13 protein-coding genes and 1 tRNA gene are annotated in these 14,363 nt (G+C 61.4%); 5 read left to right on the top strand and 9 right to left on the bottom strand.

Annotated elements, in window-relative coordinates:
• Positions 1 to 278: 278 nt before the first annotated feature.
• Positions 279 to 1,106 carry a hypothetical protein gene (locus AC07UB_RS12815; protein ID WP_494653285.1) on the top strand — a complete coding sequence of 276 codons (828 nt, stop codon included), beginning with the start codon at positions 279 to 281 and terminating at the stop codon, positions 1,104 to 1,106.
• Positions 1,107 to 1,230: 124 nt separating this feature from the next.
• On the opposite strand, the gene AC07UB_RS12810 is transcribed toward AC07UB_RS12815, so the two are convergent.
• Positions 1,231 to 1,307: transfer RNA gene (locus tag AC07UB_RS12810), tRNA-Arg, on the bottom strand.
• A 154-nt stretch (positions 1,308 to 1,461) separates the two neighbouring features.
• On the opposite strand from AC07UB_RS12810, the gene AC07UB_RS12805 reads away from it, so the two are divergent.
• Together AC07UB_RS12805 and AC07UB_RS12800 are read left to right on the top strand one after the other, a co-directional pair.
• Complete coding sequence (locus AC07UB_RS12805; protein ID WP_492791129.1) at positions 1,462 to 2,085, top strand: YidB family protein; 624 nt, start codon at positions 1,462 to 1,464, stop codon at positions 2,083 to 2,085.
• Between the two features lie 94 nt (positions 2,086 to 2,179).
• Entirely contained in the window at positions 2,180 to 2,452 is a 273-nt protein-coding gene (locus tag AC07UB_RS12800) for a GlsB/YeaQ/YmgE family stress response membrane protein (RefSeq protein WP_494653283.1), read from the top strand.
• Between the two features lie 63 nt (positions 2,453 to 2,515).
• On the opposite strand, the gene AC07UB_RS12795 is transcribed toward AC07UB_RS12800, so the two are convergent.
• The 4 genes from AC07UB_RS12795 to AC07UB_RS12780 all read right to left on the bottom strand — a co-directional run bounded on the left by AC07UB_RS12795 (position 2,516) and on the right by AC07UB_RS12780 (position 6,246).
• A complete protein-coding gene (locus AC07UB_RS12795; protein WP_494653281.1) occupies positions 2,516 to 3,298 on the bottom strand; it encodes an SDR family NAD(P)-dependent oxidoreductase in 783 nt (260 codons plus the stop codon).
• Between the two features lie 122 nt (positions 3,299 to 3,420).
• On the bottom strand, positions 3,421 to 4,170 hold the full coding sequence (locus AC07UB_RS12790; protein WP_494653279.1) for a VOC family protein: 750 nt from the start codon (positions 4,168 to 4,170) through the stop codon (positions 3,421 to 3,423).
• A 38-nt stretch (positions 4,171 to 4,208) separates the two neighbouring features.
• On the bottom strand, positions 4,209 to 4,997 hold the full coding sequence (locus AC07UB_RS12785; RefSeq protein WP_492791133.1) for an enoyl-CoA hydratase: 789 nt from the start codon (positions 4,995 to 4,997) through the stop codon (positions 4,209 to 4,211).
• Between the two features lie 43 nt (positions 4,998 to 5,040).
• On the bottom strand, positions 5,041 to 6,246 hold the full coding sequence (locus AC07UB_RS12780; RefSeq protein WP_492791134.1) for an ABC transporter substrate-binding protein: 1,206 nt from the start codon (positions 6,244 to 6,246) through the stop codon (positions 5,041 to 5,043).
• A 238-nt stretch (positions 6,247 to 6,484) separates the two neighbouring features.
• On the opposite strand from AC07UB_RS12780, the gene AC07UB_RS12775 reads away from it, so the two are divergent.
• Together AC07UB_RS12775 and AC07UB_RS12770 are read left to right on the top strand one after the other, a co-directional pair.
• Positions 6,485 to 7,291 carry a thermonuclease family protein gene (locus AC07UB_RS12775; protein WP_492792719.1) on the top strand — a complete coding sequence of 269 codons (807 nt, stop codon included), beginning with the start codon at positions 6,485 to 6,487 and terminating at the stop codon, positions 7,289 to 7,291.
• Entirely contained in the window at positions 7,278 to 8,783 is a 1,506-nt protein-coding gene (locus AC07UB_RS12770; RefSeq protein ID WP_492791135.1) for a M48 family metalloprotease, read from the top strand. Before AC07UB_RS12775 ends, AC07UB_RS12770 begins: the two co-directional genes overlap by 14 nt.
• An 88-nt stretch (positions 8,784 to 8,871) precedes the next feature.
• On the opposite strand, the gene AC07UB_RS12765 is transcribed toward AC07UB_RS12770, so the two are convergent.
• From AC07UB_RS12765 to AC07UB_RS12750, 4 genes are all read right to left on the bottom strand, one after another.
• Positions 8,872 to 9,831, bottom strand: a complete 960-nt coding sequence (locus AC07UB_RS12765; RefSeq protein WP_494653276.1) for a CarD family transcriptional regulator — start codon at positions 9,829 to 9,831, stop codon at positions 8,872 to 8,874.
• A 259-nt stretch (positions 9,832 to 10,090) separates the two neighbouring features.
• Positions 10,091 to 10,429, bottom strand: a complete 339-nt coding sequence (fdxA, locus tag AC07UB_RS12760; RefSeq protein ID WP_006022415.1) for a ferredoxin FdxA — start codon at positions 10,427 to 10,429, stop codon at positions 10,091 to 10,093.
• A 93-nt stretch (positions 10,430 to 10,522) separates the two neighbouring features.
• A complete protein-coding gene (locus AC07UB_RS12755) occupies positions 10,523 to 10,792 on the bottom strand; it encodes an RNA-binding S4 domain-containing protein (RefSeq protein ID WP_492791137.1) in 270 nt (89 codons plus the stop codon).
• Between the two features lie 166 nt (positions 10,793 to 10,958).
• On the bottom strand, positions 10,959 to 14,351 hold the full coding sequence (locus AC07UB_RS12750) for a helicase-related protein (RefSeq protein ID WP_494653273.1): 3,393 nt from the start codon (positions 14,349 to 14,351) through the stop codon (positions 10,959 to 10,961).
• Positions 14,352 to 14,363 lie beyond the last annotated feature (12 nt).

Genomic DNA, 14,363 nt, shown 5'->3' with positions numbered 1-14,363 from the left:
AATCCACAGGAGGAGTCGGAACGAATCGACGCGGCCACCGATCAGGCGATTGCGCTTGCGATGGAGACATGCGTTCGACTATCCGCGCGCTGACCTTGGCGAATGAGTTTTTGGAAACGGAGCTAAAAGCGAATACGTCGAAGGGTCGGCGTGGGTATGTACATGGCCGATTTAAAACTTACACAGTCTAACGCCATTCCGTGGGAGCATGAGACGGCGATGTTGACGAAGATCAGGGAGAGATATTACCGTCGAGAACACTGCTGACAGGGGATTTTGTGGCCAAGAAGACAAAGAAAACTGAGCCGCTGAAATCCGTTTCGGTCTCTCTGAGTGCTCGCGATCTAAAGACGCTTGAGCGCGGCATCCTAGACGGTCAAACCCGATCGAGCGCCATCAGGGAAGCATTGGAGGCGCTGAGGGAGAAGCGTAGGTATGCGGCTAAACGCGCTATCGAACGTCCGGTCACAAAAAGCGAACGGATATATGACGTGCGGCCAGACGTACTGCGTGAATATACGCCCAACAGTTTATCAGAGCGGCCGCGAGTAACTACCAACCTAGATCCCGTCATCATGAAGGGACTTGACGATCTGGCTTCGCAAACAGGTCAGACTAAAGCTGAGCTATTGCGTATTCTTATTGAAGATACGGTGGACCCCGACCGACCAGTGCCACTCAGTCGCGATGTTGTAGGGCGCAAGTCACAGGTCATCTTCTTTTCCGAGCTATTAATAACTGCACTTCAAGATGCGCTCGATTACGATCCGCTGCGGCACCATAACGGTCCGCCGCCAGCTCTTCGACTCGACGACGATGGGTACCTTAAAGAAGTCGGTGTACTGATCGCAGAGCTCAGGCGTCTTAACGTGAATTTGGAAAAGGCCGCGAAGGCGGACGCAGTTCAAAAGCCAAAACGAAGCCCCGCATCACGTAAGGCCGTTGACGCTTCGACCATCGAAGTGAAAAAGCACGTGAATACTTTTCTTAGTAAGTATGCTGCCACGCTTGGTACAGGCGCAGCCGCACTTAGCGTCGCTGCTGGCGGAGCGCTGCTGTATCAGCTTGGAGTGCCGCTTGAGTTTCTAAAGAAGCTGAGACCGTGATCGCTGATAGCACTGCAAGTGTCCACGATTCTGGTTGTCAATTCGGGAAAGGCAGGTGCTGATGTGCTGTTACCCCGACTGTTACCCCGGCGGTTTCAACGATACTCGAAAAGGCTATAAATACTGGCGATCCCGGGAAGACTCGAACTTCCGACCTGCGGTTTAGGAAACCGCCGCTCTATCCGGCTGAGCTACGGGACCGGTCGCATTCCTTACAGCGAATATCCTGCAAGAACGCCTAAAAGTTTCGCAATTCCATACCAGACGGCGCGCGCCACCGCCACCCCGCCTTGTAACCGTCATGACCAAACACTACTCTCGCCTCCGGGGCCAAAGTGACCGACAGGAGACGACAATGGGTTTGCTCGACATTCTCAATGGTATGCAAAACGGCCCGCGCGGACCGAGCGAGCCAAGCCAGCCGGGGGAAAGCAGCGGCGGGATGTCGCCGATCACCATGGCGATCCTTGCCCTCCTTGCCTACAAGGCGGTCAAGCACATCGGCGGAAGCCAGCCCGGCACCAGCCCGGCAGACAGCGCACCCTCCGTTCCCCCGCAGCTGCCCGGAACGACCACGGCCAGCGCTGACGGTGGAAGCGGGCTTGGCGGCCTGCTTGGTGGCGGCCTCGGCGATCTGATGAAGGGTCCGCTGGGTGGCGCACTCGGCGGATTGCTGGCAGGCGGCGCGGCCGGCGGCGCCTTGAGCGGCGGATTGAACGATCTGCTCAAGCAGTTTCAGGAAAAGGGCCACACCGAGACCGCGAATTCATGGGTCGGCACCGGCAACAACAAGCCGATTTCGCCGACCGACCTCGGCGCTGCGCTGGGCGCTGACCAGATCAACACGCTGACGTCGCAGACTGGCTTGTCGCGTGACGAATTGCTTGCGGGTCTCGCCAAGCAACTGCCCGACGTGATCAACCAGCTGACACCAAACGGCCGGCTGCCGACCGAGCACGAAGCCTCGCGCTGGATCTGATCGGCCTCATCAACTAGCGTGGAGCGAAGTCTTCGCTCCACGCCGATCCGGCACCTGATCCCGTCAGAATTTTGTTCATCAAGGATACCCAGCAATGCTTCATATTCTCATCGTCGGATTGGTCGCAGGTTTTGTTGCACGGCTTTTGTCGCCTGGTCCGAATAATCCGACAGGCTTCATCCTGACGATGGTGCTCGGGATTGTCGGTGCTTTTCTCGCAACCTTTATCGGTCAGGCCATCGGCCACTACGGTCCCAACCAGGGTGCGGGGTATATCACCGCAACCATCGGCGCGCTGGTTGTGCTGTTCATCTGGAACAGGCTGGTTGCCCGCGGCGTCGTGTCCGATCCCGGCAACAAGGTCTGAGCAGCATCGGCTCTGAGCAGGGAACCGACGCCCGTTCAGTGGCGATTGAACCGGCTCAAAGCCCTACCACACCAGATGCGAACCGGCGTCGATGCGGACGATCTCACCGGTCATGCTGCGTGATTCCGGACGGGCGAGAAAACAGACCAGTTCCGCAATATCCTCGGCTGCCGACGCGATCTTGAGTGGCGATTTCGCCGTCACCATCTCACGAACCTTGTTGGCGGCTTCTTCGCCACGCCCCTTCGTGAACCACGGCGTATCGATATAACCTGGGCAGACGGCGTTCACGCGAATGAGCGGCGCCAGCGCGCGCGACAGCGAAAGCGTGATGGTATTCAGCGCGCCCTTGCTCGCCGCATACGCGACCGACGATCCGATTCCGGCGATGCCCGCTATCGACGAGACATTCACCACGGACGAGGCGCGGCCCGAGTGATTTGCGCCCGCTTCGAGTAGAGCGCGCGCGGCGCGGATCATCTGATACGGGCCGATGGTGTTGACCGCGTAGATGCGCTGGAAGTCCTCGGCAGAAAGGCCGTCGAGGTTTCCATGATCCATGTGCTTGGTGACACCGGCGTTGTTGATAAGCGCATCAAGCCGGCCCCACGGCGCAGCTGCGACAACGATTTTCTTGCAGTCCTCGTCGCGCGAAACGTCACCCTGCACCACCACGACCTCGGCGCCCGCGCTTCGGCAGACATCCGCGGTCTGCTCGGCTTCCTTTTGGCTGGAAGAATAGTTGACGACGACGCGCGCGCCCTGCTTGGCCAGAATGGCGGCGGACGCCGCGCCAAGACCCGACGCCGAACCTGTCACGATAACTGTCAATCCATCCTTGGCCATCTGGTGTCCTTGTTGCGAGCTGCTATTGCGGGCGAAATCTAGCGATCAAATCCGGTCGGGAACAGCGCTTTCACGCCGGATCCGGTGCGCGAATATCAGGTGCGCAAAGCCACGCGCAACGCTCACGCAGCGAGATGAAAGTCGACGCCGCAGAGAAAGAAAGAGCTCCCGGTGACAGTATGCCCCCGGGCTTTCGCAGCAGCTAGGATCGCGGCGGGATCGCGGACACGGAACGTCAGCGCGCTCATGATCTCGTTGTCGCCTTTCGCAAAGCGGATTCTGCTATTGGACAGCACGATCTCCGGCACGTCCGCCGAATGGCCCACAGGAATGCCGATGATGCGGCCCCAGTGATCGGCAAGTCCCTGCGGATCCGGACTAGCCAGTTCAACCTCTGTCAGCGCCGTCGTGACATCGTCGCGGATCGCCTTGTGCCAATCGGGACCCGCCGGCGGGTAAGCACCCTGGATGTTGTCGCTGCCAGCCGTGTGATTGAATTCGATGAAAGCGGCGCGGCAGTCGCGCGGATGAAGCTGAACGCCGAGATACGGCGGCCGGTCGATGACATGAGACGTCCGCACGCCGATGCTCTCGGCGTTTGTCTGACGTTCGCGCGGATCGTCGCATGAGAAGATCGCCATATAGCCGCCGCGTCCCCCGGTCTTCTCCACGAAGCGCCCGGCGGCGGTGCCGTCGCGAAACGGCGCGACCACCTCGAGCAAAATGGTATCGACCGGAAGCAGCGCGTTTTCGAGGCCGTAACGCGCAACGTTCGGATCGCGATGGCAGATGTTGAGGCCCATGATCGCGGCGATCTCGCCGACCGTGGGCTCAAGACGCGGCGCAACGAGACAGATTTGGCGCAGCCTCATGAATTCCGCCACTCGTGTGTTCCTGTTTACCGCGCTCGTTAATGTCCCTTGAACACCGCGGCACGCTTTTCCATGAAGGCCTTGGCGGCTTCCAGATGGTCGGCGGTTTCCGAGCAACGCGTGTGGTGCGCGGCTTCGGCGTCGAAGCAGGCTTCGAGCGACAACTGCTCGGCGTTGTTGATGTTGCGCTTGATGTAGCCGAGCGTCACGGTCGGCCCCTGCGCCAGCGACATGGCAAGTTCAGTTGCCGCGTTGCCGACCTCGGCGTCGGGAACCACTTTCGTGACCATCCCGAGCGCGAGCGCCTCCTGAGCCGTCAAGACTGGCGACAGGAGATAAAGCTCGCGCGCCTTGGCGCTGCCCAGCATCTGGGTCAGGAAATATGTTCCGCCGTAGTCGCCGGAGAAGCCGACCTTGGCAAAGGCCGTGGTGATCTTGGCGGATGCTGAGGCGACGCGCAGATCGCAGGACAGCGCAATCGAAAGACCGGCTCCCGCCGCAGCCCCGTCGATCTGCGCCACCACCGGTTTTGTCATTTCGTGAAGGATGCGTGAGATTTCCATGCCGCGACGGAGGTTTCCGCGCTTTTGCTCGTAAGACAGCGTCGACTTGTTTTCCGCCATCGACTTGACGTCGCCGCCGACGCAGAACGTACCATTGGCGCCTCGCAACAGAACCGCGCGAACATCGGAATCGTCCGCCGCCCGCCGTGCGGCCTCGATCAGGCCCGCCGACATTTCCGCATTGATGGCATTGCGCCGATCGGGCCGGTTCATGGTGATGGTCAGAAGACCGCGATCGAGACTCTGCAGAACAGTGTCGGTCATGACGAAGATTCCCTGAATCGAAAGCGCGTTGAATACGGTGCTTTTATTTCTTGATCAGCGGACAGCGCGAGGCATCGAGCGACTGAAACGCCTGATCGCCAGGAATGGTCGCCAGCAGCTTGTAGTCATCCCACCGGCCCTTCGATTCCGACGGCTTCTTCACCTCGAAGAGATACATGTCGTGGATCATGCGGCCGTCCTCGCGGATCCTGCCGTTCTTGGCGAACATGTCGTTAATCGGCGTCGACTTCATCACTTTCATGACGGCTGCGGAGTCGGTCGTGCCTGCGGCTTTCACGGCCTTGAGATAATGAGTCACGGACGAATAAACGCCAGCCTGCGCGGAGGTCGGCACGCGCTTGACTTTGTCCATAAAGCGCTTGGTGAAGGCGCGCGTATCGTCGTTCAGGTCCCAGTAAAAAGCCTCCGCCAGCACGAGTCCTTGCGCTGTCTCGAGACCGATGCTGTCGATGTCGGTAATGAAGGCCAGCAGCGGTGACAGTTTCTGGCCGCCCTTCATCAAGCCGAATTCAGCGGCTTGCTTGATGGCGTTGATGGTATCGCCGCCAGCATTGGCGAGGCCTACCACTTTCGCTTTCGATCCCTGAGCCTGCAGCAGGAACGACGAGAAGTCCGAGGTGTTGAGCGGGTGCTTCACCGTCCCCAGCACCTTGCCGCCCATCTTGGTCACGACGTTGGTGGTGTCCTTCTCCAGATCCTGCCCGAACGCATAATCCGCCTGGAGGAAAAACCAGGTGTCGAGTCCGGTCTTCACCGTGGCGAGGCCGGTCGAATTCGCCTGCCCGAACGTGTCGAACACATAGTGCACGGTGTAAGGACCACAGGCCTCGTTCGTCAGCCGAACCGATCCGGGCCCGTTGAACATGATGATCTTGTTGCGCGCCTTGGCGATTTCGTTGGCGGCGAGCGCGGTCGCCGATGCCGCGACATCGACGATCGCCTCAACGCCCTGATTGTCGAACATGTCGCGGGCGATGCTCGATGACAGGTCGGCCTTGTTGAGATGATCCGCCGCGATGATTTCAATCTTGCGGCCGAGAACTTCGCCGCCAAAATCCTCCGCCGCCATTTTTGCCGCGGTCTCACTGCCCACGCCGGTTATGTCGGCGTAGAGACCTGACATGTCGAGAATCGCACCGAGTTTCAGGGGCGGATTGCCTTGCGCTGTTGCAGCGCCAGAGCCGAACACGAGGACAGATGAAATGATCCCTGCGAGGACTTTCTTCAATGTCGTCTCCCTTGTCGATCATACGCCTTGATTGGCGTCATCATTCGTTGTTTTCATCATGGCGCAACGATGCCTTCGCAGCAAGCAACCGGTCATGCGCCCGCCGATTTGCATGCGGGTACGCTTGACTCGCGGCGACGACGGGCAACACATTTCGCAGATCGAAATTGATTTCGCGCCACGCCCGCTTCCGCGCCTGCAAGGCTGACAGTCTGTGATTGCCCGACGCATTCCAATGATGGTCTGGTGCGCGGCGCTGCTGACGATGTTCAGTTGCGGCGAACTTCGCGCATCGTGCGCGCTCGCATTGCAAGGCGAAGGCCGGGTGAGCGCCGTTCTCGACGCGCGAACGTTTCGCCTCGACGACGGGCGCGAGGTGCGCCTCGCCGCAATCGAACTGCCGAACGAGGCCGCAGTATCCGGCAAAGACGTTTTAACATCGCTGATCGACGGCCGCGAGGTCACGCTGCACGGCGCTACCGACACGCCGGATCGTTACGGGCGCCAGGGTGCGTTTGTTTTCCTGAAAGATGCCGTCTCGATCCAATCGGAACTGTTGGCGCGCGGCGACGCGCTGGTGTGGGCGGAGGCGACCGACAAAGCCTGTTCCGATACATTGCGGGCTGCTGAGGCAACCGCACGCATCGCGAGGCGCGGCATTTGGGCCGGTTCCGCCGCCTTAAAAAACGCGGAAAGGCCCGACGATATTTTGACCCAAGTGGGACGGTTTGCCGTGGTGGAAGGAACTGTTTCGTCGGCCCGGTTGGCTGGCGCGACGTTTTACGTCAATTTCGGCCGCCGATGGACGCGGGACTTTGCCGTGACCATTTCAAGGCGCATCATACCGTCCATCGAAGCCGCCGGAATCGATCTTAAGTCTCTGAAAAACAAGAGAATTATGGTTCGTGGCTGGATTGAGAGACGTGGCGGCCCCCGGATTGAGGTATTGTATCCGGGACAGATTGAGTTGATGACGGCGGCAGATGCGGGCTTGCGGGATAATCTAACCGCGAAATCCATCGTGCCGAGGGATGAGGGCAAATAACGGCGTGTCGGAACCGGCGAGCCAGCAAAACGAGAAAGGGCCGAGCCGCATTTATGCGGCGGTCGCGCTGTGCGTCGCATTGACGCTCGGCGCTTGCGGAGACATGGGCCGCTTCCAAACGGCGACGAACCCTAATCTTGCTCCGATCAAGCCCAACAAGCCTGCTGCCCAGACGCCGGCCACCGAGCGCGAGCATGAGCGCATTCTCTCGTCATACGGCGGCTCCTACGACGACCCGCGGCTCGAGGCCCTGATTACCAAGACGGTCGACCGCCTTGTCGCTGCGTCCGACCGTCCCGATCTCGCCTACAAGGTGACGATCCTGAATTCGGGCGCAGTCAACGCCTTCGCGCTTCCCACCGGACAGCTTTATGTCACCCGCGGACTGATCGCGCTCGCCAGCGACACGTCGGAATTGTCGTCGGTCCTCGCCCACGAGATGGCGCATGTGCTCGCCAAGCATGCCGCGATCCGCGAGGATCAGGCGCGGCAGGCTGCCGTCGTGACGCGCGTTGTCGCCGACATGGGCAACGACCCGGACATGAGCGCGCTGGCGCTGGCCAAGACCAAGCTGACGATGGCGAGCTTCTCGCGTACGCAGGAATTCGAGGCCGACGGCATCGGCGTCAGCATCGCGTCGCGCGCCAAGTTCGATCCGTTCGGCGCATCCCGTTTTCTGACGGCAATGGAGCGCAACGCCGCCCTCAAGGCGAACCGCGCTCCCGCCGATCCGCGTTCGCTCGACTTCCTGTCGTCGCATCCGGCCACGCCGGAGCGGGTGCAGAACGCGCAGGCCAATGCGCGTCAGTATTCGTCGCCCGACAGCAACGAACGCGACCGCGACACTTATCTCTCGGCCATCGACAATCTCGTGTATGGCGAAGACCCCAGCGAAGGCTTTGTGCGCGGCCGGCGCTTTCTGCATCCCAAGCTCGGCTTCACATTCCAGGTACCCGACGGCTTCGTGCTTGAGAACACGGCGCAGGCCGTCGTCGGCGTTCGCGAAGGCGGCACGCAGGCCATGCGTTTCGATGTGGTGCGCGTTCCGGCGGAACAGACGCTCGGCGATTACCTGAACTCCGGCTGGATGGAGAACGTCGACAAGGCCTCAACCGAGGATCTGACCATCAACGGGTTTCCGTCCGCGACCGCGACAGCAAGCGGCGATCAGTGGCAGTTCAAGATCTATGCCTTGCGTTTCGGCAGCGACGTCTATCGCTTTATTTTCGCGGCGAAGAAAAAGACGCCAGAGGGCGATCGCAGCTTCCGCGACACCGTGAATTCATTCCGGCGGCTGACGCTGGCCGAAATCCAGGCCGCGCGGCCGTTGCGGATCAAGGTCGTGACCGTGCAGCCCGGAGACACGGTGGAGTCGATGGCGCAGCGGATGCAGGGCGTAGATCGTCCGGTCGACCGGTTTCGCGTGCTGAACGGCCTCGACGCGCGCTCCACCCTGAAGCCGCGAGAACGCGTGAAACTGGTCGTGGATTGACCCTGCGGCACCGTCGATCAATCAGGACTAAACAAAAAGCCCGGCTCTGCAGCCGGGCTTTTTCAATCTTGATTGTCAAAAAACTTTATCAGGCCGCTTCGTCCGCGGATACAGAGTCGTCGCCGTCGCTGTCATCCGAGTCGTCCGCCGCCGCTTCCGCACCGGCATCGGCTTCGGTCTTGGCGCCGCGGCGCGGGCTCTTGGCAAGGTTCGCCTCGATCTCCTTGACCGCTTCGGTTTCAGTGACGTGCTGAACGACGGCGATTTCGCGCGACAGACGATCGAGCGCCGCTTCATAAAGCTGCCGTTCGCTGTAGGACTGCTCGGGCTGTGATTCCGAACGGAACAGATCGCGCACCACTTCCGCGATGGCGACGATGTCGCCCGAATTGATCTTCGCTTCGTATTCCTGCGCGCGGCGCGACCACATCGTGCGCTTGATGCGCGCGCGGCCCTTGAGGGTCTCCAGCGCACGCTTGACCAGCGACGGGTCCGACAACTTGCGCATACCGACATTGGCGACCTTCGCCGTCGGCACTCGCAAGGTCATCTTGTCCTTGACGAAAGTAATGACGAACAACTCAAGCCGCGCGCCTGCGATTTCCTGCTCTTCGATCGCAAGAATCTGGCCGACGCCATGCGCCGGATACACCACGAACTCGTTGGTCTTGAATCCCTGACGCTGGGTCAAAGGCTTCTTCGGCTCCTCCACACGCGGTGCGGCGGCAACCGGCTTCGCGGCAGGCTTGCCGGCGACGGTCTTCACGGGAGCTTTTGGAGCGGGCGTCTTGGCGACGGCGGTCTTGGCAGGCGTCTTGGACACCGTCTTCGAGGGCTTCGCAGCGGACTTGGCGGGCGCCTTCGCGACAGGTTTTGCAGGCTTTTTGTTCGGCATTGTGCTTCTTTTGTTTTTTGAGGGTGTAGCGGACGCGCGAGCATCCTTCTTCGACGCGCTGCGGCTCGCAGCTGACGTCTTCTTGGTGCCCTTATCCTTGGAACCCTTGTCGTTTATTTTGGAGTTCTTTTTATGACGCGATTTGTCTGACACAGCGCCTCTGCGTGGAACCGCCACGCCCCTGTTTCAAAATGGTTTATCGGGAACCCGTCGGGGCCCTAAACGGGGACAAAAGGGGTTCGGCTCTACGAATGTGCCTAAAATAGCACATTTCCCGCAAAAATCAATGATTTATGCCCTTCCGCGCATGCCGTGCAGCGGCGACCGCCGCTCTGATCGCCGGTAGGGTTAAAAGTTATCCGCGATGGCGGGCGCCACAGGCTCGCTGGCCCGAGACACCGAACAGGCCAGTTCAGTCGCCAGAACCGGGATTGGCAGAAAAATATTTGTCGAACTTGCCTTCGACGCCGTCGAATTCCTTCGCGTCGTCAGGCGCATCCTTTTTCTGGGTGATGTTCGGCCACGACTTGGCGTATTCCGCATTCACCTCAAGCCACTTTTCGAGACTTGGTTCGGTATCGGGCTTGATCGCATCCGCTGGGCACTCAGGCTCGCACACGCCGCAGTCGATGCATTCGTCCGGGTGGATCACCAGCATGTTCTCACCCTCGTAGAAGCAATCCACGGGGCAAACTTCCACGCAGTCCATGTACTTGCACTTGATGCAGTTTTCAGTGACGACGTAGGTCATCCAAGGCTCCGGAAGGTCTAAATTCGAGGTTTGGCGTAGCGCAGGACGTGCATCGCCGCAAGGGAGGTTGTGCTTGGGATTATTGGCAAATAATCACTTCCGGAGCGATTGCAAATCAGCATAACTCGCCTGCGCCGCAGCGGCGTCCCCTCTCCGGTCAGAAAATCCGGTGATCTTCAGGACGCGCACCCGGCCGTCGAGCGCAATAGTCAGAACCTCGCCTGCTTTCACTGCGTGTCCTGGCGACGTCTGCCGCACACCGTTGATACGGACGCGGCCCTTGGCGACCAGGGCTGCGGCGTCGGTCCGGGTCCTGACGACCCGCGCGTGCCACAGCCATTTGTCGAGACGCTGACGATCCAAATCCGGTGTCCCGAATCCGAAGTTCGCTTGGTGTTTGCAGCGCCTTCCGTCGCGAACTTCGGATTCGAAAGGACACCGGCAGCTATAACTTCGGGGCGGCTTTGGTTCACAAGTCCGCTACGAGAGCCAATCAGGGAATAGGCGGACTTGCGAATCGCCGCACCGATTATTCCTTGCGAGTACCCGCGAGCTGCTCCTTGAGCGCCGCCAGCTTGGCAAAAGGCGAGTTCGGATCCGCGGGGCGGTCGCGCTCGCGCGGCGTGGCGCTTGTCGCATAGGTCCGGTGCGAACCGCCGCCGCGGTCGCGATCGTCCTTCCGTCCGTCGCGTGGACGTTTGTCGAACTTACCCTTGCCGCGTTCCTGATTGCGGTCCTTGCCTTTGAAACTCTCACGCGGAGGACGGCCGCCTCTGTCGTCGCGCTGATCCTGACGCTGAGGACGCGCCTGTTCTGCGGACGCGCCTTCGGCGGCAACCGCCGGAGCATCACCACGTGGCCGGCGGTTCTCATTGTTCCGGTCGCGGCGATGACGGCCGTGACGTTCGCGCTTCTCTTCGCCACCGGCAGGCGCTTCACCTTCGGTTGCGGGCGTCGCCGATTTATCAGGGCCCTTGTAACGGCTGCGATCATGGCGCGGACGGCGCTCATCCGAACGACCACCGGGCCGCCAGACTTCAACCAGTTCCGGTGCTGCGTCGGCAACGGCCTGCTCCGCTGGAGCGGCTTCGGCGATAACGGTCTCAGCTACATCGGCCGCGACGGCCTCCGCAGCTGCGACCGGCTCGGCCGATGCTTGCTCAGTGACCGCTTCGGCCACAGGGTCCACAACGGCTGATGCCGGAACGAACTCCACTTCGGGCAAGCGCGCCGCGGATGTATCCGCAGCGGTCGTCTCGGCAGAAATTGCAGTCTCGTTGGTGACGTCGGCGATCGACTCGGTTGCTTCGGCAGCCTCCGGGGCGACAGCGACCGCCTCGGATGACGCAACAGCGCCAGCTCCGGCTGGATCGGATTCAATCGCCGCCTCTGTCGTCGTCTCGGTCGCGACCTCAGTGCTCACTTCCGCAGGCGGAGCGGCGACGACCGGAAGCGGCGGCCGCTTCTCCATGCGATAGCCGAGCGCCTTCAGAATCGACGCAAAATCCTCTCCGGCCGAACCGGTCAGCGAGGTCATGGCCTGCGTTGCGGTGAACGAGCGGCCATCGAACGCGCCGGCAGGCTTGTCGCCAGACGAACCCGGACGCCACGACAGCGCGGGGCGGATCAAATCCGCGAGGCGCTCCAGAATATCGACGCGCACGGCGCGGTCGCCGGCGAGCTTGTAGCCGAGCGTGCGATAGGCGTCCTGATTGAGTGCCTTGTCCGCCGGAAACGACGTGCGTCCGCTCGCTGCCAGATGCTGCGCGCCGGTCAGCGCCGACCAGTCGGTGTTGTCGTTCTTCAGCGCCATCAGCAGCGACGCCAGTCCGCGCGCCGCGGGCTTCAGCAGTGCGGGGAGAAAAATATGATAGGCGCCGAAGCGCACCCCGTATTTGCGCAACGAAGCACGCGACGGCTGATCGAGATCCTTCATCTCGGCGGCAATCTTCGCGCGCTCCAGCACGCCGAGCGCCTCGATCAGCTGGAAGGCGATGCCGCGGGCGATGCCCGTGACGTCCTCGGCCTTCGACAGATCGAACAGCGGCCCCAGAATCTTTTCAATATGCGTCTTGAGCCACAGATCGAGCCGCGTCTGCACGGCATCGCGCGATGCGCCGGTCAGCCGCTCGTCGGCGATGATGCGGATGCGTGGACTGAGAACATTGTCGGCCGCAACGAGCTTGGCGACGGCGTCGCCGGTCCAGCGCAGCGTACCATCGGAAGCCAGCACGAACTGATCGTCCGGCGCCTTCGACAATTTCTCGGCGCGCGCGTCGATCTCGCCGGCCAGCGCCTTCAGCGCCGCTGCCTGCAAGGCCTTGGCATCCGAGCCCGCTTCAGCAGATTCCGGCGCGAACATGAATCCGTCGAGACGGCCAATCACATGGCCCTCTACGATCACTTCGCCGGTCTTCCCAATTTCAGTATTCAGCATCGTGTTTTCCCGCAAGCGGCGCATCAATACACTGGTCCGGCGGTCAACGAAACGCTCAGTTAGCCTTTCATGGAGCGCATCCGACAATTTATCTTCCACCGCACGGGCAATTCCCTGCCAGTGCTCGGGATCCGCCAGCCAATCGGGGCGATTTGCCGCAAACGTCCAGGTCCGAATCTGGGCGATCCGGGCCGATAATGTGTCGATATCGCCATCGGTGCGGTCGGTTTGCGCGATCTGGGCGGCGAACCAGTCGTCCGGAAGCCGGCCCTTGCGCATCAGAAATCCGAACAGCGTGGTGACGAGTTCGGCGTGGGCTGCCGGAGACAGCTTGCGATAATCGGGAATCTGGCAGGCTTCCCAGAGCCGCTCGACGGCGGCCGCGCCCTTGGCCATGTCACGGACGTCTTCGTCGCGCGCGGCATGATCGAGCACGCGAATGTCCTCGGCGACCGGCGCGCGGGTCAGGACTTCATGGTTGGGCGTGAGCGCCAGCGAGACCTGAAGTGCGGCCAGCGACGCGAAATCCAGCCGCGTATTCCGCCATTGCAGCATCTTCACGCTGTCGAAGGTATGGTTCTGCAACGCGTTGACCAGTTCCGGCTCGAACGGCGCACATCGGCCCGTGGTCCCGAAAGTGCCGTCGCGGGTAGCGCGGCCCGCGCGGCCCGCAATTTGCGCGAACTCTGCGGGCGTCAATCGGCGGAACTGATAGCCGTCGTATTTGCGGTCGGAAGCGAAAGCCACATGATCGACATCGAGATTGAGGCCCATGCCGACGGCGTCTGTCGCAACCAGATAATCGACGTCGCCGGACTGGAACATGTCCACCTGCGCGTTGCGGGTGCGCGGCGACAGCGATCCCAGAACGACGGCAGCGCCGCCGTGCTGACGCCGGATCAGTTCGGCAATGGCGTAGACCTCGTCTGCGGAGAACGCGACGATCGCGGTGCGCCTTGGTTGCCGTGTGATCTTGCGGTCGCCGACAAATTCGAGATGCGAGAGCCTCGGCCGCGTCACGATATTGGCGCCGGGCAGCAGCCGCTCGATGATCGGGCGCATGGTGGCAGCACCCAGCAGCAGCGTCTCGTCGCGGCCGCGCCGGTTCAGGATCTTGTCGGTGAAGACGTGACCGCGTTCAAGGTCCGCCGCGATCTGGATTTCATCTACCGCTAGAAACGACACGTCGAGATCGCGCGGCATCGCCTCGACGGTGGAGACCCAGTACCGCGCCTTCGGCGGCTTGATCTTCTCTTCGCCGGTAATCAGCGCGACCGAGTCGGTGCCTGCCCGTGCAGCGATCTTGTTGTAGACCTCGCGCGCCAGCAGGCGCAGCGGCAGACCGATGATTCCCGACGAGTGGGCGAGCATCCGCTCGATCGCGAGGTGGGTCTTGCCGGTGTTGGTCGGGCCCAGCACTGCGGTCACGCCAGCGCCGGGAGCACGATCATTCGGAAACAGCGGAGCGGAAGACGACAGAGGCATAATCAACAGGTC

The sequence above is a fragment of the Afipia sp. GW821-FHT04G03 genome (genome assembly GCF_059419985.1).
This window is presented reverse-complemented; position numbering and strand designations above follow the sequence as displayed.